Origin of the sequence: Thalassovita aquimarina (assembly GCF_018219815.1) — a bacterium.
In the GTDB taxonomy this organism is placed as follows: domain Bacteria; phylum Pseudomonadota; class Alphaproteobacteria; order Rhodobacterales; family Rhodobacteraceae; genus Thalassobius; species Thalassobius aquimarinus.
The window spans coordinates 131,873-156,230 of record NZ_JADMKU010000005.1; the positions used below are offsets into that span (position 1 = coordinate 131,873).

Below are 24,358 nucleotides of genomic sequence, written 5' to 3' on the forward strand. Positions count from 1 at the left end.
CGCCCGTTACTCACCGGGAACCTGCCGATATTGACGGACCGTGCGCCGTACAAGGGCGATCCGCTGGGAATTCGGCGGGTGTGTGCCCAGCATCTTGTCGCCCGGATCAGCGATGCGACCGAAGAACCGCGCCCCGATCACCGGGTTAAATCCCGCCCGCAGCGAAATCACCGTACCAAGCTCATCCGCCTCGAGTTCGAAATCTTTCGAATAGCGCAGCGCGCCCAGGGCCGCGCCGAGCTTGCGTGCGTCGCGGATTTCCCGGCTGTTGGCGCCGTTGACCGACGCCATCTGCGCCAGCACCTCGGCGCCCTGGCGCGCGTTGATTTCCTGCATCGCCAGATGCCCGGCAATGTGATGCGCCGCTTCGTGTCCCATGACAAAGGCCAGTTCGTCGGCGTTGCGCGCGTCGTTGATCAGCGCGTAATTGAACAACAGGATCGGGCGACCGCTGCGGGTCAGGAACTGGTGGGCGTTGGCTTCGCCGCCATCCTTGTCATCAATGACGATCTTGAAATCGCAATTGGTCTTCGGCGACAGTTCGCGGCATTGCGCTTCGGCCACGGGTTCGATCGCCTTGGCCACCGACACGAACATCAGCGCCGCCTGTCGCGTCGGCTTCACCGGCGCCTTTTCCTGCGCCGGTTCGCCCGGCGCGGGTTTTTCCGCCCCCGCAGGGACCTCCATGCACCCAGAAAGCCCAAAGGCGACGGCAAGGATCAGGAACAAGCGCATCGAATTTCCTTTTTTCTGCCCGACCTTTCTAGCACGTCGCGAAGCGATAGCCAGCCCAGCCGGATCAGATCGCGCTTGCCTCGTGGGGACGATCGCGTATCCTCGAGACATGTTTACAATCGAACACGATTTCGACGCCACTGTCGTCACCCTGATCGATGAGGGCGAAGCGCCTTTGCAGGAAGACGTCACCATCAACGCATTCGAAGACTGCGTGACGCTCGAACAATACGATGCACGGCTGGACAAGGTGCAGAAAATCACCTTTTCGCTGTCGCAGTTGCAGGAACTGGCGGCGGCGCTCGACCTGCCGGAAGGGGTGTACAAGCTGCGCCCGGTGGAGCAGCCGGATTAGTCGACCCGGAACACCTTGTCGCGCGCGGTCTGCCCACGCACCAGCACCAGCCGCGACTTGGCGATCCCCATCGCCTTGGCCAGCAGCTTCTGAACCGCCGCGTTGGCCTTGCCGTCCTCGGGCACGGTGGTGACATAGACCCGCAGCTGATCCTCTTCGACGGTGATCTTGTTGCGCGACGCCTTCGGCGTCACCCGCACCGCGATTTCGCGTCCCTCCACCGCCAGATGGCTGAGATCGTCCTTTGCCATGCCGTCTTTCCCTTCAGATCCGCGGCGCAGCATACCGGGTTTCAACGGCATGGACATCCCCGATTGCGCCCCGGATAGTGGCCGCAACGAACACCAAGGGAGGCGATGAATGCGCACGGGATTTTTCTGGGATGAACGATGTTTCTGGCATGCTGGCGGCGATTACGCGGTGACCTTTCCGCTGGGCGGGCATGTGCAGCCGCTGGCCGCCGGCGGGCTGGCCGAGAATCCCGAAACCAAGCGGCGGCTGAAGAACCTGATGGACGTGACCGGCCTGACGGACGAATTGGAGATGCGCCACGCCCCCGCCGCCAGCTGGGAAGACCTGGCCCGCGTCCACCCGGAAGAGTTCCTGCGCAAGTTCAAGGACGTGTCCGATCAGGACGGCGGCGAACTGGGCCTGCGCACCCCGTTCCTGCAAGGCGGCTTCGAAATCGCGGCGCTGTCTGCGGGGCTGGCCAAGGCGGCGCTGTTCGACGTGCTGCGGGGCGATCTGGACAACGCCTATGCGCTGTCGCGCCCGCCCGGGCATCACTGCCTGCCGGACTGGCCGAACGGATTCTGTCTGCTCAACAATATCGGCATCGCGATCGAGGCCGCCAAGGCCGCCGGTCTGGCGCAGCGTTTCGCGGTGGTGGACTGGGACGTGCATCACGGCAACGGCACCGAGGCGGTGTTCCTCGACCGTGACGACGTACTGACGATTTCCATTCACCAGGAACACAACTACCCGCTCGACACCGGCGAGATCGAACAGACCGGGACCGGCAAGGGCGAAGGGTTCAACATGAACATCCCGCTGCCGCCGGGTGTCGGGCATGTCGGGTATCTTGAAACGATGGAGCGGATCGTGCTGCCCGCGCTTGCCCGGTTCAAACCCGACGTGATCATCATCGCCTGCGGCTTCGACGCCAGCATCTATGACGAACTGGCACGGATGATGTGCACCCCCGAAACCTATCGCGAAATGACCCGGCAGGTAAAACAGGCAGCCGACGAGCTGTGCGATGGCAAGCTGGTGATGGTGCACGAGGGCGGTTATTCCCAAGTCTATGTCCCGTTCTGCGGCCACGCCACGCTGGAGGAACTGTCCGGCAGCGCCATCCGCGCCGAGGACCCGATGGCCGAAACCGTCAGGATCCGGCAGCCGAATGCCCGGTTCGATGCCTTCATCAGTGGCTTGATCGGCGAAATGGCCGACACCCTGCTGGGCTAGGGAACGGTCCACCGCAGGACGCCTCAGGCGATCCGTGCTATGCTTTTCAAGGGCGCGCGCGCAAGCGCCGCCCGGCACGGATTTACGCGATTTGAAGCGAGGGTGTTGAAATGGCCGAAATCGATTTCTGGTATTCAATCGGAAGCACGTACAGCTATCTCACCGTCATGCGCCTGCCGGAAGTCGCGCTGGCAACCGGCACGACCTTCCGCTGGCGGCCGTTCGACGTGCGCCACATCATGATCGAACAGAACAACGTCCCGTTCCGGGACAAGCCGGTGAAAGCCGCCTATATGTGGCGCGACATCGAACGCCGCGCCAAAACCTACGGGCTGGCGCCGAAAGTCCCCGCCCCCTACCCCTTGGCCGAACTTGTTCTGGCCAACCAGGTCGCGATTGTCGGGGCCGAAGAAGGATGGGTCGAAGACTATACCCGCGCCACCTACCGACGCTGGTTCGAGGCCGGCCAACCCGCCGGCGAAGATCCCAACCTATCAGACAGCCTGAAGGAAATCGGGCAAGACCCGGACCGCGTCCTGCGGGAGGCGAAATCCGACCGCATCGTCGGCGCACTTGCCAAGGCAACCGAGGAGGCGCAAACGCTCGGCATTTTCGGCGCGCCGAGCTTCGCTGTCGGGCGGGAAATATTCTGGGGCGATGACAGGCTCGATGACGCCATCGCATGGGCGCAGCGGGGCGCGACGCCCGAATAGTCCGACTGATGGCTTGACCTGTCGCGGCGCAGCGCCGACATAAGGCACGACCGCAACAGGAACGAAATCCATGCCTGAAAAGAACCAAGCCGCCCTCGATTTCCTTCTCAGCCGCCGGTCGCGCCCGGCCAAGACGCTGACCGGCCCGGTGCCGACGCGGGACGAGCTGATGCCGATCCTGACCGCCGCCGCGCGCACCCCCGATCATGGCAAGCTGGAACCCTGGCGTTTCATAGTGCTGGAAAAACCCGCGCTGACCCGGCTCGCCGGCATCGCGCAGGCGCGGGGTGAAGCGCTCGGCCTGGAAGAGGACCGGGTCGCCAAGGGGGTGAACCAGTTCGCCACCGGCAACCTTGCTGTCGCCGTCATCGAGATCATCAAGCCCAATGACAAAGTGCCAGCGCTGGAGCTGAGCTATTCCGCCGGTGCCGCCTGCCTGGCGATGCTGAACGCCGCGTTGGCCTCGGGCTGGGGCGCGAACTGGCTGTCTGGCTGGCCCAGCCACGACCGCAGCTTCATGACGCAAGCATTGAATCTGGCCGATAACGAACGCATCGCCGGCTTCATCCATATCGGCACCGAAACCGCCACGCCGCCCGAACGCCCGCGCCCGGACCTGGAGAAGATCACCCAATGGCTATCGGAATAATCTTTTCGTCCTTCTTCTCGGCCCTCGGACAGATCGGCGATCGCCGCTTCCGCCGGGTTCTGATGTTGGGGATCGTGCTGACATTCGCGCTGCTGGTCGCGGTTTTCGCCGGTTTGCTGTGGCTCCTGCAGGCCACCGTCGGGGACCAGGCCGTGATCCCGCTGATCGGCGAAGTGACCTGGCTCGACGACCTGCTCAGCTGGTCGAGCTTTTTCGTGATGATCGGGCTGTCGGTGTTCCTGATGGTGCCGGTGGCGTCGGCCATCACCTCGATGTTCCTCGACGAGGTGGCGCAGGCGGTCGAGGACCGGCATTACCCGCAGCTGCCCGCCGCGCACAATGTCGGTTTCTTCGAAGCGGTCAAGGATACCGTGAACTTCCTCGGCATCATCATCGCAGCCAACATCCTGGCGCTGGTTCTCTACGCGATCCTGCCTGTCGGGGCGCTGTTCATCTTTTGGGGTCTGAACGGGTATCTTCTGGGGATGGAATATTTCACCCTCGCCGCGATCCGCCGGGTCGGCCGGATCGAGGCGAAGGCGCTGCGCAAGCGGCACCGGCTGACCATCTGGACCGCCGGCACCCTGATGGCGGTGCCGCTATCGGTGCCGCTGCTGAACCTGCTGATCCCGATCCTGGGCGCGGCGACCTTCACCCATATCTATCACAAGCTCACAGCTCGGGCGTCGACATCCGGTGGAACCAGTCGATATCGCGCAGGGTGATGATCCCGCTCAGGATGATTCCGGCGATGACGCACCACAGGATGATGGCGATGATCGTCGTGATGATCGCCTTTTTCTTCAGGTTATGTTCATAGGGGGCTCCCGCATGGGTGCCCGGAACGATGTCGCCGACGTCGCCCTGGGTTTTCAGGCGCAGCGGCAGCACGATGAAAAAGGTCATGAACCAGATCACCGCGAACAGGACGATAGCGGAGGTGGGCCCCATCAGACCTGCTCCAACTCGACGAGGCAGCCGTTGAAATCCTTCGGATGCAGGAACAACACCGGCTTGCCGTGGGCGCCGATCTTGGGTTCGCCGTTGCCCAGAACGCGGGCGCCGGTTTCCTTCAGGTGATCGCGGGCCGCGATGATGTCGTCGACTTCATAGCAGACGTGGTGAATGCCCCCCGCCGGATTCTTTTCCAGGAACCCGTTGATCGGGCTGTCGTCGCCCAGCGGGTAAAGCAGTTCGATCTTGGTGTTGGGCAATTCGATGAACACCACGGTGACGCCGTGATCGGGTTCGTCCTGCGGTTCCCCGACCTTGGCGCCCAAGGCGTTGCGGTATTGCTCCGACGCCGCTTCCAGGTCCGGAACGGCGATGGCGACATGGTTCAGGCGGCCAATCATTTCGGGGTCTCCTCTCGGTCAATGCTTGCAGCCCTTATGCGGGCTGCCGCGCCACGACGCAAGCGTCAGGCGGCCGCAGAGGGACCCGCCCGTTAACGCAGCCTTAGCCGACGCAGCGTCATTCTGATCCGCCTTTCCGCACGGAGGACTGCAGAATGGACGACCGCGATCTTTTCCAATCGGCCAGCTTTCCCAATCCTGTCCGGCCTCTTCTGGGGTTGACGCTTCTGGCGGTCGAGGACAGCCGCTACGCCCGCGACGCGTTGCGGCTGATGGCGCAGCGCAGCGGTGCGCGGATTCGAACGGCTGACGGCCTGGCGGCGGCGGGGCGGCATCTGGATCTCTACCGCCCCTCGGTGATCATCGTCGATCTGGGCCTGCCAGATGGTGACGGAACGCAGCTGATCGCCCGGCTGCACCGGGCCAGTCCCCGCATTGGCATCATCCTCGGCACCAGCGGCGACGACACGGCGGACGGAACGGCGATCAAGGCCGGGGCCGACGGGTTCCTGCCCAAGCCGGTGACCAGCCTGGCGAATTTCCAGGAACTGATCCTGTCGCACCTGCCTGAACCCAGCCGCCCGATGGTCCCGCGCATCGTCAATGACGACGTGATCCGGCCCGACATGCTGAGCTATCGCGAAGACCTGATCCGTGTCGCCGACCTGCTGCGGAACGCCCCCGAGGGCAAGGGGCTGGACTACCTCGCCCAGTTCCTCACCGGCGTCGCCCGCAGCGCCGGCGATCACGCGCTGCAATTGGCGGGCGAGGCGTTGACCATCGCCCGGATGCAACGCCGGGCCTGCCGCGCCCAGCTGGCGCAGATCGCCGGGCTGGTGCAGGACCGACTGAACGGCACGACTGGGTCAGAGCCCCGGGTCTGACGCGACCCGGACCAGCGCGGTCAGGTCGCTCAGGCTTTCGACCTGCCGCCCATCGGCGTCGAAATTGCCCGGCGACAGCCAGACCCGGAACGCTTCGGCCAAAGCCGGCCAATCCTTGTCGGTTGCAGAGAACCACGCGGTGTCGCGGTTGCGGCCCTTGACGATCATGTGCTGGCGGAACACGCCCTCGAAGCTCAATCCCAGCCGCTGCGCCGCGCGGCGCGATCCCATGTTGCGGGCGTCGCATTTCCATTCGAACCGGCGATAGCCGTTGTCGAACGCCCATTGCATCATCAAGAAAAACGCTTCAGTGGCGGCGCGGGTTTTCTGCAGCGACGGCGACAGGTTGATATGGCCCAGTTCGATCACCCCCATCGCCGGGGTGATCCGCAGGAAGCTGGCGACGCCGCCGAACGCGGCCGCCTCGACATCCTGGATCGCATAGAACAGCGGATCGTCGCCCGCCTCCATCTCCCGCACCCAGCGGTGATAGGCCGCCGCCGAATGGAACGGGCCGTAGCCCATGTAATCCCACACCGCGTCATGGTCTTCGAAGGCGCGGAACAACAGTGCCGCGTGCCGCTCCGCCGACAGAGGTTCCAGCCGCGCATAGCGTCCTTCAAGCACCGTACCCAACGGCGCCGGGCAGGGTTTCCAATCCGGGACCGCTTCGCCCAGTTTGCGCTGTTCGGTCATGTCGTGTTCCTCTTTCCAGCCGGGGCGACGCTAGCGCGAGACCGAAGCGAAAGAAAAGAGATCATTCCACTATCGCAGCAGCTTCGGATCGCTCCCCATGTCGAGCCCCGGGAACACCGCCTGTTCGACCACCGCCCGGTCCAACCCAAACAGCCCGCGCATCGCCCAGCCGGCATAGGCTCGCACGTCGCCGGTCGGCATCAGGTCGCGGCGCTGATAAAGATCGGCCTCGGCCAGGCCCGGCCACTGTCCGTAAACACGGCCGCCACGCACCGCGCCGCCGGCCAGCAGCATCGCGCCGCCGGTACCGTGATCTGTGCCCTTGGTCCCGTTTTCCCTCACCGTGCGGCCGAATTCGGTCATCGCCAGAACCGCGGTCTTCTTCCAATGCGGGCCCAGTTCCGCCTTCAGGGTTAGGATCGCCTGCGCCAGTTGATCCAAGGCTCGCGGCAAGGTCCGTTCCTGGCCATTATGGGTATCCCAGCCGCCAATCGAAAAAGAGGCGATGCGCGTATCGGCCCGCAGCCGCTTGGCGGTGAACTCGGCGATCAGTTTGATCCCCTTCGGCTTGCCCTTCGCCTGCCCCTGCGCCGGGGCCGACATTCCGGCCATGCCCTGCATGTCGCCCGTTGCCGCCATCTCCTCTGCCGCCATCGCCTGCATCGATCCCGACAGCATCTGCGCCTCTGCAAAGGCATCACGGAACAGCGGGTCGTCATGCATTACCAGCTCGGCGAGCCGCGCGCCCTGCGGGCTGAGCTTCAGGGCCACGTCGGGCGACCAGTTCGCCACCGGGACGTCGCCCGACAGCAGAAGCATGTTGTCATGCCCGATCGCATAGGCGGTTTCGGCCGACATTCCGGGCTGCGTCTGCAGCAACCGGTTCAGCCAGCCATCGCGCCCCGACGCGGGGCCAAGTGTGACAGTGCCCGCCTCCAGCAGGTCCTGACCGTCGAAATGGCTGCGCTTGTCGCGATACGGGGTGGAAACCGCGTGGACAAAGCCCAGATCGTTCGCCTGCCACAGCGGGTACAGCGGCGCCAGCGCCGGGTGCAGTGCGAAGTACCCGTCCAGATCCAGCGCCCCCGCGTCCGGCCGCAGCGCCAGGGTGCGCCGCAATCCTGCGAGACCCGGGTCGCCATAAGGCTGCACCACGTCGAGCCCATCCATCGCGCCGCGCAGGATGATCACCACCAGCCGATTGTCCCACGGCGCCGAAGCCAGGCTGACCGGGGTCAGCAGAGGGCTGGCCGCCGCCGAACAGCCCAGGATGGCGGAACGGGTCAGGAAACCGCGGCGGGTAAACATTGTGTCGCTCATCGGTCGGGCCTCATTTACGTTGAAAGGCGGGGGAGGTGAGGATCAGGGCGATCCCCTCGCGCCTGTTTTCGGCCGCCTTGGCCGCGAAACGCACCGCCTCGGGCGCGTCGCGGCCCAGTGCCTCGGTGACGAAGGTCCGAGGGTCGGGCAGCGGTTTGCGCATCTTCGCGGGCGCCGACAAGGCCCAGTCGATCCGCGCGGTCAATCCCTGCGGCGTCAACCAGGTCGTGTCCTCTTCGGCCCATCCGTCCGGGCCCAGCGGCATCTGCCACGGTTGCCCCATCAGCCTGAGCGGCCGCAGGAACAGCCGCGCCACCAGCTTTTCATGTTTGCGCCCGTCCGCGATTCCGGTGAACACCTGCGGATCAATCGCCAGGGCGCGCATAGCCGAGGCGATGAATTCGTCGGGCAGCTTGATGTTGGTCAGCTCCGGCCGCCACGCCGCCGGATGGGTCAGCAGAGCCTCATAGACCTGCGCCAGGTCGCCGCCGGTGTCGCGGTAGCGTTCGCTCAAGGTCCGTACCAAATCGGGATCGGGCGTGTCGGACACGAAATGCACCGCCAGTTTGCGCGCGATATGCGCGGCTGTGGCCGGATGTGCCGCCAGATCCTCCAAGACGGCGCGAATGTCGTGCAGTCCGGGTTTGCCGCCGCCATAGCTTTTGCCCAGCACGGTTTCGGCCCCGGGTTCGGCGAACTCCTTGCGGAATTTCATCCCCTGTTTTGCGTTGTAGGCCAGCCCGGTCAGCAGTTCGGCCAACTGCCTGACATCTGTCTGCGTATAGGGACCGCCAACGCCCAGCGTATGCAGTTCCAGCAATTCCCGCGCGAGGTTTTCGTTCAGCCCCGCCCTGGCACCGACTCTTTGCGCCTTGGGGCTGTCCGGTCCCATTGAATTTCCCTGATCCAGGTAATGCAGCATCAGCGGGCTTGTCGTCACCGCGTAGAGAAGATCGGCAAACCGCCCCGACAGGTGCGGCCGGATCGCGTCTTCGATATAGGGCGATGTGGCGCGCTTCAGCAGCCCCGCCTTGCCCTGTGCGGTGAAGTGATCGGCCCAGAAGGCGGCGAGCCTTTCGCGGAACCCGTCCCCGGTCCAGGCCCGCCGGATCAGCGACAGGGCCAGCCAGCGGCGATGTTCCTCGCGCGCGGCCTTCTTAAGCAGCTGGTAGTCCTTCCTCACCGCCTCGCCCGCTTCGGTGCCGCGCAGCTTCTTGAGCTCCTTGCGCAACCTGGCGCCTTCCAGCATGCGGGCGCGGAAGACCGAAAACGGCTCGACCGGGAAGCGCGCGGCAATCGTGTCGGGCCCGCGCAGCCGCAGCAGCATATCGGCGACGGTTTCCGGCGGCGCGACGCGGGGCGACAGGCCGTAGCCGAAGCGTTTTTCCGCCAGAATGGGATCGAACGTCACCGGGTAGCCTCCGCCTGTTGCATGCGCTGAAGATAGTGCAATCGATGGGGCATTTCATCTTATTCGTTTTTATCGAATGGACGCCCAGCGACTCTTCGCTCGGTACGGCGAAAACGCTTTGAAAGCGACGGATGCTGCCCCGGTGAAGACTGCGGCCAGCCGTTTCCAACAAAAAAGCCGGCGGACAATCGCCGCCGGCTTTCTCATTCGATGTGGGTCGGATCATTCCTGCGGGATGACCCGCAGGCCCAGTTCCATCAGCTGGTCCGAGGTCGGATCGCTGGGGGCGTTCATCATCAGGTCCTCGGCGCGCTGGTTCATCGGGAACATCACAACTTCGCGGATGTTCGCCTCGTCCGCCAGCAGCATCACGATGCGGTCGACGCCGGCGGCGCAGCCACCGTGCGGCGGGGCGCCGTATTGGAACGCGTTGACCATGCCGCCGAAGCGCTTCATCACCTCGTCCTTGCCGTAACCGGCCAGTTCGAACGCCTTGAACATGATTTCCGGCTTGTGGTTCCGGATCGCGCCAGACACCAGTTCGTAGCCGTTACAGGCCAGGTCGTACTGGTAGCCCTTCACGTGCAGCGGATCGCCCAGCAGCGCGTCGAGACCGCCCTGCGGCATCGAGAACGGGTTGTGGTCGAAGTCCAGGCCGCCGTTTTCTTCGTCCAGCTGGAAGATCGGGAAATCGACGATCCATGCGAATGCGAAACGGTCCTTGTCGATCAGGCCCAGTTCTTCGCCGATCACGTTGCGGGCGCGGCCCGCGACGGCTTCGAACGCCTTCGGCTTGCCGCCGAGGAAGAAGGCCGCGTCGCCAACACCAAGGCCCAGTTGCTGGCGGATCGCCTCGGTCCGTTCCGGGCCGATGTTCTTGGCCAGCGGCCCTGCGGCTTCCATGCCCTCTCCCTGATCGCGCCAGAAGATGTAGCCCATGCCCGGCAGACCTTCCTGCTGGGCGAACTTGTTCATCCGGTCACAGAACTTGCGGCTGCCCCCCGTCGGCGCGGGGATGGCGCGAATCTCGGTACCTTCCTGCTCCAGCAGCTTGGCGAAGATCGCGAAGCCTGAGTCGCGGAAATGGTCCGACACGACCTGCATCTTGATCGGGTTGCGCAGGTCGGGCTTGTCGGTGCCGTACCACAGCGCGGCGTCGGCGTGGGGAATCTGCGGCCATTCGCGGTCGACCTTGCGGCCGCCGCCGAATTCCTCGAACACGCCCTGCAGCACCGGCTGGATCGTGTCGAACACGTCCTGCTGGGTGACGAAGCTCATTTCCATGTCGAGCTGGTAGAAATCGGTGGGCGAGCGGTCGGCGCGCGGGTCTTCGTCGCGGAAGCACGGCGCGATCTGGAAATACTTGTCGAAGCCCGCGACCATCATCAGCTGCTTGAACTGCTGCGGCGCCTGCGGCAGTGCATAGAACTTGCCCGGGTGCAGACGCGACGGCACAAGGAAGTCGCGCGCGCCCTCGGGGCTCGACGCGGTGATGATCGGGGTCTGGTATTCGCGGAAGCCCTGATCCCACATCCGCTTGCGCATCGACATGATCACGTCCGAGCGCAGCTTCATATTGTCCTGCATCACTTCGCGGCGCAGGTCGAGGAAGCGGTACTTCAGCCGGGTTTCTTCCGGGTATTCCTGATCGCCGAACACCATCAGCGGCAATTCATCGGCCGCGCCCAGCACTTCCAGGTCGCGGACATAGACTTCGATCTCGCCGGTGGGCAGCTTGGGATTGATCAGGCTTTCGTCGCGCGCCTTCACGGTGCCGTCGATGCGGATACACCATTCGGAGCGGACCTTTTCCATCTCGGCGAAAACCGGGCTGTCGGGATCGCACAGCACCTGGGTCACGCCGTAATGGTCGCGCAAATCGATGAACAACACGCCGCCATGGTCGCGGACCCGATGGACCCAACCCGACAGGCGGACGGTTTCGCCCACATGGGACTTGTTCAGTTCGGCGCAGGTTTGGCTGCGGAAAGTGTGCATGGTTCGACCTTTCATCAGGCATCGTCGGTGCGCCAACGCGCACGGAATTCATCCGCGCCGATACAACGGGGTGAAGGCCGGATGTCAAGAGGCAGAGGCCCAAACTGCGGCGGCGAGCCCGTCATTCCAGAGAAAAAAGACCAAAGCGGCGTGCAAACCGGGCCACGGCAAGGGAACGAGGCAGGCCGGTTTTCAGCCCGGCGATCCCTCACCCGTCGACCAGCCGCGCCGCGATCAGCCCGCGCAGCGCGTTGCCCAGATGCAGCGCCCGCGCACATCGCAGATCCTCCAGCGTCAGCACCGCTTCATGCGCGGCGCCGCGCTCCAGCATCTCCTGCCGCAGCACCCCGGGCAGCACGCCGCAGCTCAGCGCCGGGGTCAGAACCCTACCATCCTGCCGGGTCAGGAACAGGTTGCTGATCGTGCCCTCGCACAGTTCGCCGCGGGAATTGACGAACAGCGCTTCGTCGATCCCGCCGGGCAACGCCGCGCGGGTCCGGTCGTACAGGGCGCGCCTGGTGGTCTTGTGGCGCAACCACGGATCGTTCGGGTCAAGACGCGTCTGCGCGACCATTACCCGCCACTGCCCCGGCGTTTCACCCAGCGGCGTCAAGGTCAGTTCCATCCCGCCATCCCGGCCCAGCGTCAGCCGGCAGCGTTGCGGCACCGGCGCCTCCAGCCCCGCAACCGTTTCCAGCGCCCGGTCCCGGTCAAAGGCGAAACCCAGCTCAGCGGCGCTGCGCCGCATCCTTTCTAGATGGCGATCCAACCGCAGCGCGCCGTGACCGGGCTGCCAGCCGAAGGTTTCGATCAGGCGCAAGTCATCACCGGAAGGTCGGCGAACCGGGCTTTCCATAGCGCTTCCTCGTATTCCGATCCGACGGTGCTGTCCCAGACGACGCCGCCGCCGACATTCAGGACCGCCTTGCCGCCCTCGACCATCACCGTGCGGATGGCCACGCTGAATTCCGACCGCCCGTCCGGCGCGGCCCAGCCGATGCTGCCGCAATAGGCGTCGCGCGGCCAAGGTTCGAGATCGTGCAGAATCTCCATCGCCCGCAGCTTGGGCGCCCCGGTGATCGACCCACAGGGAAACAGCGCCCGGAATATGTCGCTCAGCCGCACACCGTCGGCCAGCTTTGCCTGCACCCGGGACACCATCTGATGCACGGTCGCATAGCTTTCCACCCGGAACAGTTCAGGCACCTGCACCGATCCCGGCGCAGCGATGCGGGAAATGTCGTTGCGCAGCAGGTCCACGATCATCAGGTTTTCCGCCCGGTTCTTCGCGTCCCGCGCCAGGAAGTCGCGCAAACGGGCGTCTTCGGCCGGATCCGCGCCGCGCGGCTGGGTGCCCTTCATCGGCCGGGCTTCGAGCATGCCCTGGGCATCGGTGCGGAAGAACAGTTCGGGCGAACGCGACAGGATCGCCGGGTATCCGTCCTGCAGCACCAGCGCGCCATGTCCCACGGCCTGCCGCGCCGCCAGTGCGCCGTAAATGCCCAAGGCGTCGCCGTGGACGTCGGCATCGATCGGAAAGGACAGGTTAGCCTGATAGATGTCCCCCGCGCCGATCAGATCATGCAGCAGCCGGAACCTGTCGCCATAGCGCGCCGCATCCCAGCGTGGCCGCAGGTTGTCCAGCACGCCCGCCGCGGCAACCGGACCGGCCTCCCCGGGCCCGTCGTAGAGACCGAAGGCCAGCAACGGCACCCCACGCCCGGATGGCAAACGCGGCTTCAGCCGGTCTTCCAGCGCATATCCCAGTTCGTAGCTGGCATAGCCCGCAAGCCACAACCCGCTTCGCCGCGCGGCGTCCAGCGCCGCCAGCGCGTCTTCCACCTCCTGCGGTTCCTGCGCGACAATCACCGCCCGGGGGGTATCGAACCATGCGGCGCGCCCTTCGGGGCCGTGATCGAATCTGACCTTCATCCGCGCCTTCGCACTCATTATTGGTTCTCCTTGCCCCGTAGATACGGGATTCTTCCGCTTTTGACAGACTTCCTTGGGCTCAGGACGCAGATGTTTGCTGAAGCCCCTTGCGCCTTGCCCGCCGTTGTCTATAACCCGCAACAATTTGCGCGGGGCGAGTCACGCCCCTGCCCGCTGCTGCCCGCAAAATAAAAAAGAGGTCCGCCATGCCCAAAAGAACCGATATCTCCTCGATCATGATCATCGGGGCCGGGCCCATCGTCATCGGCCAGGCCTGCGAATTCGACTATTCCGGCGCCCAGGCCTGCAAGGCCCTTCGCGAAGAAGGCTACCGCGTCATCCTGGTCAACTCGAACCCTGCCACGATCATGACCGATCCCGGCCTCGCGGATGCGACCTATATCGAGCCGATCACGCCCGAGGTGGTCGCCAAGATCATCGAAAAGGAACGCCCCGACGCGTTGCTGCCCACCATGGGCGGGCAGACCGGGCTGAACACCTCGCTGGCGCTGGCCGACATGGGGGTGCTGGAAAAGTTCGGCGTGGAACTGATCGGCGCCAACCGCGACGCCATCGAAATGGCCGAGGACCGCAAGCTGTTCCGAGAAGCGATGGACCGGATCGGGCTGGAAAACCCCAAGGCCACCATCATCACCGCGCCGAAGAAAGCCAGCGGCGATGCCGATCTGGAAGCCGGCGTGCAGCTGGCGCTGGACGAACTGGAAGAGATCGGCCTGCCGGCGATCATCCGTCCCGCCTTCACCCTCGGCGGCACCGGCGGCGGCGTGGCCTATAACCGCGAAGACTACATCCATTATTGCCGCACCGGCATGGACGCGTCGCCGGTGAACCAGATCCTTGTCGACGAAAGCCTGCTGGGCTGGAAGGAATACGAGATGGAGGTCGTGCGCGACAAGGCCGACAACGCCATCATCGTATGCGCCATCGAAAACGTCGATCCGATGGGCGTGCATACCGGTGATTCCATCACCGTCGCCCCGGCGCTGACCCTGACCGACAAGGAATACCAGATCATGCGCAACGGCTCGATCGCCGTGCTGCGCGAGATTGGCGTCGAAACCGGTGGGTCGAACGTGCAATGGGCGGTCAACCCGGCCGACGGCCGCATGGTGGTGATCGAAATGAACCCGCGGGTGTCGCGGTCTTCGGCGCTGGCATCGAAGGCGACCGGTTTCCCGATCGCCAAGATCGCCGCGAAGCTGGCGATCGGCTACACGCTGGACGAGCTGGATAACGACATCACCAAGGTGACCCCGGCGTCGTTCGAGCCGACCATCGACTATGTCGTCACCAAGATCCCGAAATTCGCCTTCGAAAAATTCCCCGGCTCCGAACCCCACCTGACCACCGCGATGAAATCGGTGGGCGAGGCGATGGCGATCGGTCGTACCATCCATGAATCGCTGCAAAAGGCGCTATCATCGATGGAATCGGGTCTGACCGGTTTCGACGAGGTGGAAATCGAAGGCGCCCCCGACAAGGCCGCGGTGATCAAGGCGATCAGTCGCCAGACCCCGGACCGGATGCGCACCATCGCACAGGCGATGCGCCACGGGCTGACCGATGACGAAATCCATGCGGTCACCATGTTCGACCCGTGGTTCCTGGCCCGCATCCGTGAAATCGTCGAAGCCGAGGAAGTGGTCAAGAAGGACGGCCTGCCGGTCACCGAGGACGGTCTGCGCAAGCTGAAGATGCTGGGATTCTCCGACGCCCGCCTGGCCGATCTGACCGGCCGGACCGAAGCCAATATCCGCCGCGCCCGCCAGAACCTCGGCGTCACCGCCGTATTCAAGCGGATCGACACCTGCGCCGCCGAATTCGAGGCCCAGACTCCCTACATGTATTCGACCTATGAAACCCCGGCGATGGGCGAAGTGGAATGCGAAGCGCGTCCCTCGGATCGCAAGAAAGTGGTGATCCTCGGCGGCGGCCCGAACCGGATCGGTCAGGGGATCGAGTTCGATTACTGCTGCTGTCACGCCTGTTTCGCGCTGACCGACGCGGGCTATGAAACCATCATGATCAACTGCAACCCCGAAACCGTGTCGACCGACTACGACACGTCGGACCGGCTGTATTTCGAACCGCTGACGTTCGAACACGTGATGGAAATCCTGCGGGTCGAACTGCAAAACGGCACCCTGCACGGCGTCATCGTGCAGTTCGGCGGCCAGACCCCGCTGAAACTGGCCAATGCGCTCTATGAGGAAGGTATCCCGATCCTCGGCACCTCGCCCGACGCGATCGACCTGGCCGAGGACCGCGAACGGTTCCAGCAGCTGGTCAACAAGCTGAACCTGAAGCAGCCGCATAACGGCATCGCGTCGTCGGACGCCGAAGCGCTGAAGATCGCCGAGGATATCGGCTTCCCGCTGGTGATCCGCCCGTCATACGTGCTGGGCGGCCGGGCGATGGAAATCGTCCGCGACATGGCGCAACTGGAGCGCTACATCAACGAGGCCGTGGTGGTGTCGGGCGACAGCCCGGTGCTGCTCGACAGCTACCTCAGCGGCGCAATCGAATGCGACGTCGATGCCCTGTCCGACGGCAAGACCGTGCATGTGGCTGGCATCATGCAGCATATCGAGGAAGCGGGCGTGCATTCGGGCGACAGCGCCTGTTCGCTGCCGCCCTATTCGCTGCCGCAGGACATCATCACCGAGATCAAGCGCCAGACCGAAGCGCTGGCGCTGTCTCTGGGTGTCGTCGGGCTGATGAACGTGCAGTTCGCGGTCAAGGACGGCGAGATCTACCTGATCGAGGTGAACCCGCGCGCTTCGCGGACCGTGCCCTTCGTCGCCAAGGCCACCGACAGCGCGATCGCGTCGATCGCGGCGCGCCTGATGGCGGGCGAACCGATGGAAAACTTCCCGTTCCGCGGCGAATATCCCAAGGATGCCAAGCCCGGCACCCTGCCGATGGCCGACCCGCTGACGCTGGCCGATCCCAACATGCCCTGGTTCAGCGTGAAGGAAGCGGTGCTGCCCTTCGCCCGCTTCCCCGGCGTCGACACCATTCTCGGGCCGGAAATGCGGTCGACCGGCGAAGTGATGGGCTGGGACACCTCTTTCCCGCTGGCCTTCCTCAAGGCGCAGCTGGGCGCGGGCACCGACCTGCCCTCGGGTGGCAAGGTCTTCATCTCGATCAAGGATGACGACAAGACCGCGCTGATGGTCGAAGCCGCCCAAACCCTGATCGATCAGGGCTTCACCATCGTCGCGACCCGCGGCACCGCCGCCTGGCTGTCGGAAAACGGCATCGCCTGCGACACCGTGAACAAGGTGTACGAAGGCCGCCCGAACATCGTCGACATGCTGAAGGACGGGCAGATTTCGCTGGTGCTGAACACCACCGAAGGCGCCCAGGCGGTGGCGGACAGCCGCGAAATCCGCTCGGTCGCGCTCTATGACAAGATCCCCTATTTCACCACCGCCGCCGGCGCCCAGGCCGCAGCGCAGGCGATCAAGGCCCGCACCGAGGGTGATTTCGGGGTGATGAGCCTGCAGGGCTGAGATCTTGCCGATCCGCCCGCCGAACCGGCGGGCGGATCAACAAGCCGCAACAATTTGATTCGAAAAATCCCGATCCCTCGGGTAGCCGATGCCGCTTCGCGCGGGAAGGGACATGCGAGCGCCTGCAATAAAATACAGGCGCCAGCTAAGAACCTATAGATTTTGACAGGGTCTCCTGCCGCAAGTTCCGCGCTTTTGCCAAGACAGAAGCCCCTGCGCGATCCTATCCTTTAGAGGTAGGTCGGTTTAGGACAAGAACCATCCCCAAGTCCGTACCGTGATCGCTCGCGGCAACCTGACCAGCCTGTGTATTTGATAGGTACATTCTGAAAGTCTTTTCAAAAATTCGGGGGCTCCTACAGCGGGAGCCCTCTATTTTGTTCAACTCTGCTTGGATCTTCCCGTCGATTTCACCGCCCGTCGCGACACCGTCAGATAACTGACGCCAAGGCCATCCATATGCACCACAATTTGGTCATCGCCGGCCGCTTCGCGCATCCCCTGCAATTCCGGCACCATGCCCGCGCTCATCGCGAGGGCGGCGATTTCAGCCCGGTTGCCACAGCCGGTCTTGGCCATCAGGCTGTGCAGGCGCTGGCGCAGGGCCGACACCGAAATGCCCAGATCTGCGGCGATCTGCTTGTCCTGCAGTCCGCGCCCGATCAGTTCCAGCAATTCGCGCTGCTTGTCGCTGATCTGGTTGCGGTCGAAATATTCCGAAACGAAATGCGCCATATAGCGCTGATGCGCGATCAGCGCGGCCACGTTCAGCGTCCAGCCATGCGCCCTGACGATCGCCAGCATGTCGCGCCGCGCATGATCGCCGGAAAAGTTGATGATCCCCGATTGCGGCGGCGCATTCACCCGCAACGGCACCGAAAACCCCGACCGCATGCCGCGGCGGGCCGCTTCGCGCAGCACCTCGACCCGGCGTTGCGGCAGGTGCAGGTAGTCGTCGATGAATTCGTATCCGATCAGGATCGGCGTCAGATGTTTCGACGCGTGGCTGCGAAAATAGGACCACTCCATGTTCTCGGGGTCTTCGTTTTCCTGATTCAGCCAGCGGGCATCGTAGGAAGTGCGCACGAAAAGCCGCTGCTGTCCTTCCGAGGACGAACTGACGGTGACGAAATCGATGAAGGGCAGGTCCAGCTGGCGACCAAGCTGAACCAGCCGGTCCCAGACCTCGACCGAATGGCGGGTGTCTTCGACATCGCATAGGAATTCATGCAACAGCGGCGGCGTGAAACGCTCCGCGCCCAGAAGTTCCCGTCTCGATGGCGTATCCGAACCCTGTCCCAATGACCCGCTTTCTGTTTTCAACCACAATCCCGCTTCGACCGGCACGCCCTCGGGGTCTTCCCGATTCCGATCCGGGAAGGGCGCCGCCTTGAATAACTTAACAATAATCTCGCCGTTTTGATAGCCGCGCGCCGCTGCGAACCGATAGACGGGCGTCATCGCCGACCGCTTCCCCGCGAGCGCCGGGAATGGTTTTCAGCCTCTTGCCTTCTGCGCGCGCGCGGCGATAGATGCGGCCATGGCTAAGCTCTACTTTCACTATTCGACCATGAATGCCGGCAAATCGACCGTGCTTTTGCAGGCGTCCTACAACTACCGCGAACGCGGCATGAACACCTACGTGCTGACCGCCGGTTTCGACAACCGCGCCGGAAGCGGCAAGGTGGCATCGCGTATCGGTATCGACTGCGACGCCGATACCTTCAACGCCGGCGATGATCTTTACGCCAGGGTGGCCGAACGGCTGCAGGACGGCCCCATTGCCTGCATCTTCATCGACGAATCGCAGTTCCTGGACAAGGATCAGGTCTGGCAACTGGCCCGGGTGGTGGACGACCTGAACGTGCCGGTGATGTGCTACGGGCTCAGGGTCGATTTCCGCGGCGAATTGTTTCCCGGATCGGCCGCGCTGCTGGCGCTGGCCGATGAAATGCGCGAAGTGCGCACCATCTGCCATTGCGGCAAGAAGGCCACGATGGTGGTGCGGATGGGGCCGGACGGCACCGCGCTGAAGGAAGGCGCGCAGGTGCAGATCGGCGGCAACGAAACCTATGTGTCGCTGTGCCGCCGCCATTGGCGCGACGCGGTGGGCCACCAGTAAGGCCCGTCGGCCTTCGGCCTTGTTCCGGGCATGACTTCCTGATGAGCGGACGGCAGCTTATGCGCGTTCGACGATCACCGACCCGACCGAATAACCGGCACCGAAGGAACAGATCAGACCGATATCGCCCTGCCTCATGTCCTCGGAATTCTTCGAGAAGGCGATGATCGACCCGGCCGAGGACGTGTTGGCGTAATCCTGCAGGATATTGGGCTGTTCGCCCGGTTCCGGTTCGCGCCCCAGCACCTTGCGGCCGATGAAATCGTTCATGCTCTTGTTGGCCTGATGCAGCCACATCCGGCGCAGATCGCCCGGCATCACGCCCTCGTCCGCCATGTGGTTCTGAACATGGGCCGACACCATCGGCACCACTTCCTTGAACACCTTGCGGCCGTTCTGCATGAACTGCATGTCGCGGCGGTCCTTCACCCCGTCAGGACGGTTGCGGCGCAGGAAACCGTTGTTGTTGCGGATGTTGTTGGAAAACTGCGTCGCGCAACGGGTCGAACGCACGATCCAGTGATCGCCCTTCGCCTCGTCGGCGCGTTCCAGAACCGTCGCCGTGGCCACGTCGCCGAAGATGAAATGGCAATCGCGGTCGCGCCATTCCAGGTGACCGCTGGTGATCTCGGGATTGACCACTATGGCGCGGCGCACCGATCCGACGCGGATCATGTCGGCGGCGGCCTGAATGCCGAAGGTGGCCGAGGAACAGGCGACGTTCATGTCGAAGGCAAAGCCGCCTGCGCCCAGTTCCTTCTGTATCTCGATCGCCACCGCCGGATAGGCCCGTTCCATGTTCGACGCAGCGCAGATCACCAAATCGATGTCTTCACCGCTGCGGCCCGCCTGTTCCAGGGCGGTCTTGCAGGCCTTCACCGCGATTTCGGTCATGATGCCGGGCTCGTCGTCGCTGCGCTGGCGGAACCGGGGATACATCCGGGTCGGATCCAGGATGCCTTCCTTTTCCAGCACGTAGCGCTGTTCGATGCCCGAGGCCTTGAAGATGAACTCGGGCGAGGAATACTCCTTCGCCGCGACCTCGCCCGCCGCGATCGCCTCGGCGTTTTCGGCGTTGTAAAGGTCAACATAGGCGTTGAACGCCTCGACCAGTTCTTCGTTGGTGATGATTTCCGGCGGGGTAAAAACCCCGGTCCCGGTGATCGCAGGAATATGCATCTGACCCCCCAGAAAACGAGGTGTCCAGAACATCCCAGACAGGTTGCAGCGTCAACCCTTACCGCAGGGGAAAGTGCCGGAATCAAACCCTGTTCGGCGGCGTTTCCCCGGCAAAGAAGGCCTGCAGATTGCCCAGTGCCATCATCCCCATCCCTGTGCGCACTTCCAACGCGGCGGTGCCCAGATGCGGCAACAGCGTGACGTTGGAGAGCCCGCGCAGCGCCTCGGGCACCTCGGGTTCGAATTCGTAGACATCCAGCCCGGCACCACCGATCCGGCCCTCCCGCAGCGCCTCGGTCAACGCGGTTTCATCCACCACGTTGCCGCGGGCGATGTTGATCAGATGCGCGTGTTCCTGCATGGCGGCCAGAAAATCAGCCCCGATCAAATACATCGTTTCCGGCCCGCCGGGCACAGCGATCACGATGAAATCGGAACGCCGCGCCAGTTCCTCGAGGCTCACCTGATGGGCAGGAAAATCCACCGCCTTTTCCGACCGGTTGGTGTAAAGAACCTCCATCCCGAAGCCGTGATGGCACCGCCGCGCGATGGCCTCGCCGATCCGGCCCATGCCGATGATGCCGACGGTCTTGCCGCTGACATGCAGACCCAGAAACTGGGTAGGATGCCAGCCCTGCCACTGCCCCGATCGCACCAACCGTTCACCTTCGGCCGCGCGCCGCGCGCTCATCAAAAGCAGAGTCATCGCGATATCGGCGGTGGCATCGGTCACGGCGCCGGGGGTATTCGTCACCGTCACCCCGTGATCCGCCGCCGCCGCGACGTCGATATGGTCGACACCGACCCCGAAATTCGCCAGCATACGGCAACGCGGGCGGCCGAACTCGGCGAAGATCTCGGCGGAAAACCGATCCCCCAACGTCGGCATCATGCCATCGTAGAGCGCCAGCGCCGAGCGCATTTCGGACGCGCTCATCGGCGTGTTGCTGGCACGATGCTCGACATCGAACAGCTCTTCGGCCCGCGCCACCACCTGCGCCGGCATCGGACGGGTAATCAGCACCCTGGGATTCTTGCGCCTCAATGCATCCTCCCGCCCAAGGGAACGTCCTGATCGGGCGACAGCAGAACGATGTCGCCCTTGGTGTCGGGCAGGCCCAGCACCAGAACCTCGGACATGAACTTGCCGATCTGGCGCGGCGGGAAATTGACCACCGCCATCACATGCTTGCCGGTCAGGCTTTCGGGCGTGTAATGCGCCGTCACCTGGGCCGAGGTCTTTTTCTCGCCGATCTCATCCCCGAAATCGATCCACATCTTGATCGCGGGTCTACGCGCTTCCGGATAGGGTTCGGCCCGCACCACGCGGCCCACCCGGATATCGACCTTCATGAAGTCGTCGAAGCTGATCTCAGCCATTGGCGAGCTCCCTCGACCGGTCGGCCCCCGCCTTGACGGCGCGCCGCAGCAGCACCGGGAAACCGGTTTCCTCGTCCATCAGCACTTCCAGCGCCGCCTGGGTGGTGCCGTTCGGGCTGGTGACGTTGACGCGCAGCTGCGCCGGGTCTTCCTCGGCTTGTTCCGCCAGCGCCCCGGCCCCGGCAACCGTCGCCTTGGCCAGCCGCATCGCCAGGTCCGCCGACAGGCCCTGCGCTTCACCCGCAGCGGCAAGCGTTTCGATCAGGTGGAACACATAGGCCGGGCCGGACCCGGAGACACCTGTCACCGCGTCCATCTGGTCTTCGCCCTCCAGCCGCACCACCTGGCCGACCGCGCTCAGCAATCCTTCGGCCATGTCGAGAGCCTCGCCCGACACATGCGCATTGCCGATGATCGCGGTGATGCCGCGGCCGACGGCGGCGGGGGTGTTGGGCATCGCCCGCACGATCGGGGTCCGATTCCCCAGCACCTCTTCGAATTTCGCAATCGGGGTGCCCGCGGCGACCGACACGAAAACCGTTTCACCATTGCCCATCGCCGCCAGCACCGGCAACGCATCGCCCATCATCTGCGGCTTCACCGCGACCAGCACCACGGCGGGGTTTTCGGGCAGATCGGCGTTGATATTTACTCCGGTGGAGCGAAGCCACTCGGACGGGTTCGGATCGATGACCCAGACGGACCCGGTCGGCAACCCCTGGTTCAACCAGCCGGCCAGCATCGCCGACCCCATCTTGCCACAGCCCAGCAGCACCAGCCCGCCATCGGCGACGTGATCCATATTCATGTCATACCCCTTGCCCGTTGTTTCCGGTTCGGGGGAAGGTTTACGCGCGGCCGTAGGCCTCTGCAATGGCGACCTGCATTGCGTCGTCGGTGGTGCGGTTGCCCCACACGACCAGCTGAATCGCCGGGTAGTAGCGTTCGGCGCTCAGCACCGCGGCGTTGATCATGGTGTCGATCTGTTCGGCGCAGGCTTCCTGCCCGCCCGCCAGCACCAGACCGTAGCGATAAACCATCAGGTCCTGTTCGGCCCAGAAGGTGAACGATCCGGCCCAGCATTGGTCGTTGATCGCGTTCAACGTCTCGTAAACCGCCGGGACACGATCCTTGGGCGGTTCCATTTCGAAGGTACAGATCAACCGCAGCGTTTCGTCATAGGCCGACCAGGCCAGCGTCAATGTATAGGTGCGCCACTGACCATCGACCGACATGGAAATCTGGTCATCGCCGATCCGGTCAAAATCCCACTGATGATGCACGGCGATGTATTCGACGATGTCGATGGGGTGAAGATCTTCCTGCATGAACTGCTCGGACAAAGCCATGACGCCACCTCTTTTCTGCTCGACTCCGGGGCGTGGCAGCGCCCCAAGCGCTTGTTGCCTGCTCTAAGGATCGGGGACGTGTCCCCCGTCCTTACTAGATATGGTGGGCCTCTAAAGATTGGCTGTAAAGCTAAATTTTGGGGATAACCGCAATAAGTTGTGGATGGATTACACCTATCCGCCGAATATTGAGGCAAAGCCGCATCCCGAAAAAATGAGGATTTTCGCGTCACCCGCGAATCCTGCCAACCGGGTTTTCCCCAGAGATTCTTTGACCTGACGCAAGGTTAAGGAAAATCATCTGGGTTAAGAAATTTGCGCGTGCCAAGGGCCGGGAGGGCCGTTAGAAATTTACTCCGCCCGAGAACCGCACGCGTTTATTGGGAGAGGAAATATGACGAAAAGTTTTACACGGTGGGTTGCCCTGTTTTCGATTGGCCTGGGCATTGCCGGCTCCGCTAATGCCGCCGGCATGTCGCTCGGGGAATTCGAATATCAGAACAGCTGCGCCCAGTGTCACGGCATGGACGCCAAGGGCGATGGGCCGGTTACATCGTTTCTGCGCAACGTTCCGCCGGACCTGACGATGCTGCAGCAAAACAATGACGGCGTATTTCCTTTCGCCAGCGTCTACGCGGTGATCGACGGCAGCGCCCAGGTCGACGTGCATGGCCGCGACATGCCGCTTTGGGGCAACCGCTACAGGAAACGGGTCGCCAACGACCCCGACGGCGACTTTTCGCCCGCTGACACGGAAATGTATGTGCACACGCGAATACTCGCGCTGATCGACTATCTCGCCTCGGTGCAAGCCAAGTAGGCGAAGGCCGCCGATCCCGTTGCATGCGCGGTCACGCGCCTGAGCCTCACGCCGGGGCCGTCATCAGAGACGGCCCCGGCAATATGTCCGGCCGGACCGTTCGCCGACCCGGCGACCTTAGTCCGCAGCTTTTTCCAGCGCTTCGATTCGCGCCTTCAGCGCGTCGTTTTCTTCCCGCGCCTTCTGCGCCATCGCGCGGACGGCCTCGAATTCTTCGCGGGTGACGAAATCGCGGTCGGCCAGCCAGCGATCGACAAGGCTTTTCGCGGCGTTTTCCGCTTCATCCTTGGCGCCCTGTGCCACGCCCATCGCGTTGGTCATCAACTGCGACATATCGTCAAAAAATTTGTTGCGCGTCTGCATGTGGCTCTCCACCGTTACACTTGCCCCCTATATGGGCTGCATCGCAGAAGTTCACAAGGTTGACTTCCCGGTTCAGGCAAAGGCACACAGTCGC

At 63.7% G+C, this 24,358-nt stretch carries 26 protein-coding genes; 9 read left to right on the plus strand and 17 right to left on the minus strand.

The window, feature by feature from the left end; all coding sequences use genetic code 11:
- Positions 1 to 6: 6 nt before the first annotated feature.
- Positions 7 to 735 carry a M48 family metallopeptidase gene (locus IT775_RS07705; protein WP_212700507.1) on the minus strand — a complete coding sequence of 243 codons (729 nt, stop codon included), beginning with the start codon at positions 733 to 735 and terminating at the stop codon, positions 7 to 9.
- Positions 736 to 844: 109 nt separating this feature from the next.
- Here IT775_RS07705 and IT775_RS07710 point away from each other — a divergent pair, with 109 nt between their 5' ends.
- On the plus strand, positions 845 to 1,090 hold the full coding sequence (locus IT775_RS07710) for a hypothetical protein (protein ID WP_212700508.1): 246 nt from the start codon (positions 845 to 847) through the stop codon (positions 1,088 to 1,090).
- On the opposite strand, the gene IT775_RS07715 is transcribed toward IT775_RS07710, so the two are convergent.
- Positions 1,087 to 1,341 carry a DUF167 domain-containing protein gene (locus IT775_RS07715; RefSeq protein WP_212700509.1) on the minus strand — a complete coding sequence of 85 codons (255 nt, stop codon included), beginning with the start codon at positions 1,339 to 1,341 and terminating at the stop codon, positions 1,087 to 1,089. The two genes, IT775_RS07710 and IT775_RS07715, sit on opposite strands and share 4 nt — an antisense overlap.
- A gap of 109 nt (positions 1,342 to 1,450) precedes the next feature.
- Between IT775_RS07715 and IT775_RS07720 the strand changes: the two genes are divergently transcribed.
- The 4 genes from IT775_RS07720 (at position 1,451) to IT775_RS07735 (ending at position 4,644) form a co-directional block, all read left to right on the plus strand.
- The gene (locus tag IT775_RS07720) at positions 1,451 to 2,557 is read left to right on the plus strand and encodes a class II histone deacetylase (RefSeq protein WP_212700510.1); all 1,107 of its coding nucleotides are present in this window, start codon (positions 1,451 to 1,453) and stop codon (positions 2,555 to 2,557) included.
- Between the two features lie 110 nt (positions 2,558 to 2,667).
- Positions 2,668 to 3,270, plus strand: a complete 603-nt coding sequence (locus tag IT775_RS07725; RefSeq protein WP_212700511.1) for a 2-hydroxychromene-2-carboxylate isomerase — start codon at positions 2,668 to 2,670, stop codon at positions 3,268 to 3,270.
- 70 nt (positions 3,271 to 3,340) lie between these two features.
- The gene (locus IT775_RS07730) at positions 3,341 to 3,919 is read left to right on the plus strand and encodes a nitroreductase family protein (protein ID WP_212700512.1); all 579 of its coding nucleotides are present in this window, start codon (positions 3,341 to 3,343) and stop codon (positions 3,917 to 3,919) included.
- Complete coding sequence (locus IT775_RS07735) at positions 3,904 to 4,644, plus strand: EI24 domain-containing protein (protein WP_218958563.1); 741 nt, start codon at positions 3,904 to 3,906, stop codon at positions 4,642 to 4,644. The genes IT775_RS07730 and IT775_RS07735 overlap by 16 nt, the downstream gene beginning before the upstream one ends.
- Here the strand turns inward: IT775_RS07735 and IT775_RS07740 are convergent.
- Positions 4,592 to 4,870 carry a DUF1467 family protein gene (locus IT775_RS07740; protein WP_212700513.1) on the minus strand — a complete coding sequence of 93 codons (279 nt, stop codon included), beginning with the start codon at positions 4,868 to 4,870 and terminating at the stop codon, positions 4,592 to 4,594. The two genes, IT775_RS07735 and IT775_RS07740, sit on opposite strands and share 53 nt — an antisense overlap.
- On the minus strand, positions 4,870 to 5,274 hold the full coding sequence (gene mce, locus IT775_RS07745; protein ID WP_212700514.1) for a methylmalonyl-CoA epimerase: 405 nt from the start codon (positions 5,272 to 5,274) through the stop codon (positions 4,870 to 4,872). Before mce ends, IT775_RS07740 begins: the two co-directional genes overlap by 1 nt.
- 155 nt (positions 5,275 to 5,429) lie before the next feature.
- On the opposite strand from mce, the gene IT775_RS07750 reads away from it, so the two are divergent.
- The gene (locus IT775_RS07750; protein WP_212700515.1) at positions 5,430 to 6,158 is read left to right on the plus strand and encodes a response regulator transcription factor; all 729 of its coding nucleotides are present in this window, start codon (positions 5,430 to 5,432) and stop codon (positions 6,156 to 6,158) included.
- Here the strand turns inward: IT775_RS07750 and IT775_RS07755 are convergent.
- From IT775_RS07755 to IT775_RS07780, 6 genes are all read right to left on the minus strand, one after another.
- Positions 6,141 to 6,854: a GNAT family N-acetyltransferase gene (locus IT775_RS07755; protein ID WP_212700516.1), complete on the minus strand. Its 714-nt coding sequence runs from the start codon at positions 6,852 to 6,854 to the stop codon at positions 6,141 to 6,143. The genes IT775_RS07750 and IT775_RS07755 overlap by 18 nt on opposite strands.
- 69 nt (positions 6,855 to 6,923) lie before the next feature.
- Positions 6,924 to 8,174 (minus strand): DUF1501 domain-containing protein, encoded by a 1,251-nt coding sequence (locus IT775_RS07760; RefSeq protein WP_212700517.1) that lies wholly within the window; start codon positions 8,172 to 8,174, stop codon positions 6,924 to 6,926.
- 10 nt (positions 8,175 to 8,184) lie between these two features.
- A complete protein-coding gene (locus IT775_RS07765; RefSeq protein ID WP_212700518.1) occupies positions 8,185 to 9,585 on the minus strand; it encodes a DUF1800 domain-containing protein in 1,401 nt (466 codons plus the stop codon).
- A 222-nt stretch (positions 9,586 to 9,807) separates the two neighbouring features.
- On the minus strand, positions 9,808 to 11,583 hold the full coding sequence (aspS, locus tag IT775_RS07770) for an aspartate--tRNA ligase (protein ID WP_212700519.1): 1,776 nt from the start codon (positions 11,581 to 11,583) through the stop codon (positions 9,808 to 9,810).
- A gap of 208 nt (positions 11,584 to 11,791) precedes the next feature.
- Positions 11,792 to 12,403, minus strand: a complete 612-nt coding sequence (locus IT775_RS07775) for an aminotransferase class IV family protein (protein ID WP_373051211.1) — start codon at positions 12,401 to 12,403, stop codon at positions 11,792 to 11,794.
- A complete protein-coding gene (locus IT775_RS07780) occupies positions 12,394 to 13,515 on the minus strand; it encodes an aminodeoxychorismate synthase component I (RefSeq protein WP_212700672.1) in 1,122 nt (373 codons plus the stop codon). Before IT775_RS07780 ends, IT775_RS07775 begins: the two co-directional genes overlap by 10 nt.
- A 206-nt stretch (positions 13,516 to 13,721) precedes the next feature.
- Between IT775_RS07780 and carB the strand changes: the two genes are divergently transcribed.
- The gene (gene carB, locus IT775_RS07785; protein WP_212700521.1) at positions 13,722 to 17,051 is read left to right on the plus strand and encodes a carbamoyl-phosphate synthase large subunit; all 3,330 of its coding nucleotides are present in this window, start codon (positions 13,722 to 13,724) and stop codon (positions 17,049 to 17,051) included.
- Positions 17,052 to 17,432: 381 nt separating this feature from the next.
- Here carB and IT775_RS07790 read toward each other — a convergent pair whose 3' ends face one another.
- Entirely contained in the window at positions 17,433 to 18,512 is a 1,080-nt protein-coding gene (locus IT775_RS07790; protein WP_212700522.1) for a helix-turn-helix transcriptional regulator, read from the minus strand.
- A gap of 79 nt (positions 18,513 to 18,591) precedes the next feature.
- Here IT775_RS07790 and IT775_RS07795 point away from each other — a divergent pair, with 79 nt between their 5' ends.
- A complete protein-coding gene (locus IT775_RS07795) occupies positions 18,592 to 19,173 on the plus strand; it encodes a thymidine kinase (protein ID WP_212700523.1) in 582 nt (193 codons plus the stop codon).
- Positions 19,174 to 19,230: 57 nt separating this feature from the next.
- On the opposite strand, the gene IT775_RS07800 is transcribed toward IT775_RS07795, so the two are convergent.
- From IT775_RS07800 to IT775_RS07820, 5 genes are all read right to left on the minus strand, one after another.
- A complete protein-coding gene (locus tag IT775_RS07800; protein WP_212700524.1) occupies positions 19,231 to 20,352 on the minus strand; it encodes a beta-ketoacyl-ACP synthase III in 1,122 nt (373 codons plus the stop codon).
- An 82-nt stretch (positions 20,353 to 20,434) separates the two neighbouring features.
- A complete protein-coding gene (locus tag IT775_RS07805; protein ID WP_212700673.1) occupies positions 20,435 to 21,370 on the minus strand; it encodes a 2-hydroxyacid dehydrogenase in 936 nt (311 codons plus the stop codon).
- Between the two features lie 23 nt (positions 21,371 to 21,393).
- Positions 21,394 to 21,732 (minus strand): tRNA-binding protein, encoded by a 339-nt coding sequence (locus IT775_RS07810; protein WP_212700525.1) that lies wholly within the window; start codon positions 21,730 to 21,732, stop codon positions 21,394 to 21,396.
- Positions 21,725 to 22,540, minus strand: coding sequence for a pyrroline-5-carboxylate reductase (proC, locus tag IT775_RS07815; protein ID WP_212700526.1), 816 nt, complete (start codon positions 22,538 to 22,540; stop codon positions 21,725 to 21,727). The genes IT775_RS07810 and proC overlap by 8 nt, the downstream gene beginning before the upstream one ends.
- A gap of 40 nt (positions 22,541 to 22,580) precedes the next feature.
- Positions 22,581 to 23,081 carry a type III secretion system chaperone family protein gene (locus IT775_RS07820; RefSeq protein ID WP_212700527.1) on the minus strand — a complete coding sequence of 167 codons (501 nt, stop codon included), beginning with the start codon at positions 23,079 to 23,081 and terminating at the stop codon, positions 22,581 to 22,583.
- 394 nt (positions 23,082 to 23,475) lie between these two features.
- Between IT775_RS07820 and IT775_RS07825 the strand changes: the two genes are divergently transcribed.
- Positions 23,476 to 23,901: a c-type cytochrome gene (locus tag IT775_RS07825; protein WP_212700528.1), complete on the plus strand. Its 426-nt coding sequence runs from the start codon at positions 23,476 to 23,478 to the stop codon at positions 23,899 to 23,901.
- Between the two features lie 117 nt (positions 23,902 to 24,018).
- Here IT775_RS07825 and IT775_RS07830 read toward each other — a convergent pair whose 3' ends face one another.
- A complete protein-coding gene (locus IT775_RS07830) occupies positions 24,019 to 24,264 on the minus strand; it encodes an accessory factor UbiK family protein (protein WP_212700529.1) in 246 nt (81 codons plus the stop codon).
- Positions 24,265 to 24,358 lie beyond the last annotated feature (94 nt).

Bases quoted from the DNA above. Each gene is read 5' to 3' on its own strand.
- IT775_RS07705 (WP_212700507.1), bottom strand. From the start codon at position 735: ATGCGCTTGTTCCTGATCCTTGCCGTCGCCTTTGGGCTTTCTGGGTGC.
- IT775_RS07710 (WP_212700508.1), top strand. From the start codon at position 845: ATGTTTACAATCGAACACGATTTCGACGCCACTGTCGTCACCCTGATC.
- IT775_RS07715 (WP_212700509.1), bottom strand. From the start codon at position 1,341: ATGGCAAAGGACGATCTCAGCCATCTGGCGGTGGAGGGACGCGAAATC.
- IT775_RS07720 (WP_212700510.1), top strand. From the start codon at position 1,451: ATGCGCACGGGATTTTTCTGGGATGAACGATGTTTCTGGCATGCTGGC.
- IT775_RS07725 (WP_212700511.1), top strand. From the start codon at position 2,668: ATGGCCGAAATCGATTTCTGGTATTCAATCGGAAGCACGTACAGCTAT.
- IT775_RS07730 (WP_212700512.1), top strand. From the start codon at position 3,341: ATGCCTGAAAAGAACCAAGCCGCCCTCGATTTCCTTCTCAGCCGCCGG.
- IT775_RS07735 (WP_218958563.1), top strand. From the start codon at position 3,904: ATGGCTATCGGAATAATCTTTTCGTCCTTCTTCTCGGCCCTCGGACAG.
- IT775_RS07740 (WP_212700513.1), bottom strand. From the start codon at position 4,870: ATGGGGCCCACCTCCGCTATCGTCCTGTTCGCGGTGATCTGGTTCATG.
- mce (WP_212700514.1), bottom strand. From the start codon at position 5,274: ATGATTGGCCGCCTGAACCATGTCGCCATCGCCGTTCCGGACCTGGAA.
- IT775_RS07750 (WP_212700515.1), top strand. From the start codon at position 5,430: ATGGACGACCGCGATCTTTTCCAATCGGCCAGCTTTCCCAATCCTGTC.
- IT775_RS07755 (WP_212700516.1), bottom strand. From the start codon at position 6,854: ATGACCGAACAGCGCAAACTGGGCGAAGCGGTCCCGGATTGGAAACCC.
- IT775_RS07760 (WP_212700517.1), bottom strand. From the start codon at position 8,174: ATGAGCGACACAATGTTTACCCGCCGCGGTTTCCTGACCCGTTCCGCC.
- aspS (WP_212700519.1), bottom strand. From the start codon at position 11,583: ATGCACACTTTCCGCAGCCAAACCTGCGCCGAACTGAACAAGTCCCAT.
- IT775_RS07780 (WP_212700672.1), bottom strand. From the start codon at position 13,515: ATGAAGGTCAGATTCGATCACGGCCCCGAAGGGCGCGCCGCATGGTTC.
- carB (WP_212700521.1), top strand. From the start codon at position 13,722: ATGCCCAAAAGAACCGATATCTCCTCGATCATGATCATCGGGGCCGGG.
- IT775_RS07790 (WP_212700522.1), bottom strand. From the start codon at position 18,512: ATGACGCCCGTCTATCGGTTCGCAGCGGCGCGCGGCTATCAAAACGGC.
- IT775_RS07795 (WP_212700523.1), top strand. From the start codon at position 18,592: ATGGCTAAGCTCTACTTTCACTATTCGACCATGAATGCCGGCAAATCG.
- IT775_RS07800 (WP_212700524.1), bottom strand. From the start codon at position 20,352: ATGCATATTCCTGCGATCACCGGGACCGGGGTTTTTACCCCGCCGGAA.
- IT775_RS07810 (WP_212700525.1), bottom strand. From the start codon at position 21,732: ATGGCTGAGATCAGCTTCGACGACTTCATGAAGGTCGATATCCGGGTG.
- proC (WP_212700526.1), bottom strand. From the start codon at position 22,540: ATGAATATGGATCACGTCGCCGATGGCGGGCTGGTGCTGCTGGGCTGT.
- IT775_RS07820 (WP_212700527.1), bottom strand. From the start codon at position 23,081: ATGGCTTTGTCCGAGCAGTTCATGCAGGAAGATCTTCACCCCATCGAC.
- IT775_RS07825 (WP_212700528.1), top strand. From the start codon at position 23,476: ATGACGAAAAGTTTTACACGGTGGGTTGCCCTGTTTTCGATTGGCCTG.
- IT775_RS07830 (WP_212700529.1), bottom strand. From the start codon at position 24,264: ATGCAGACGCGCAACAAATTTTTTGACGATATGTCGCAGTTGATGACC.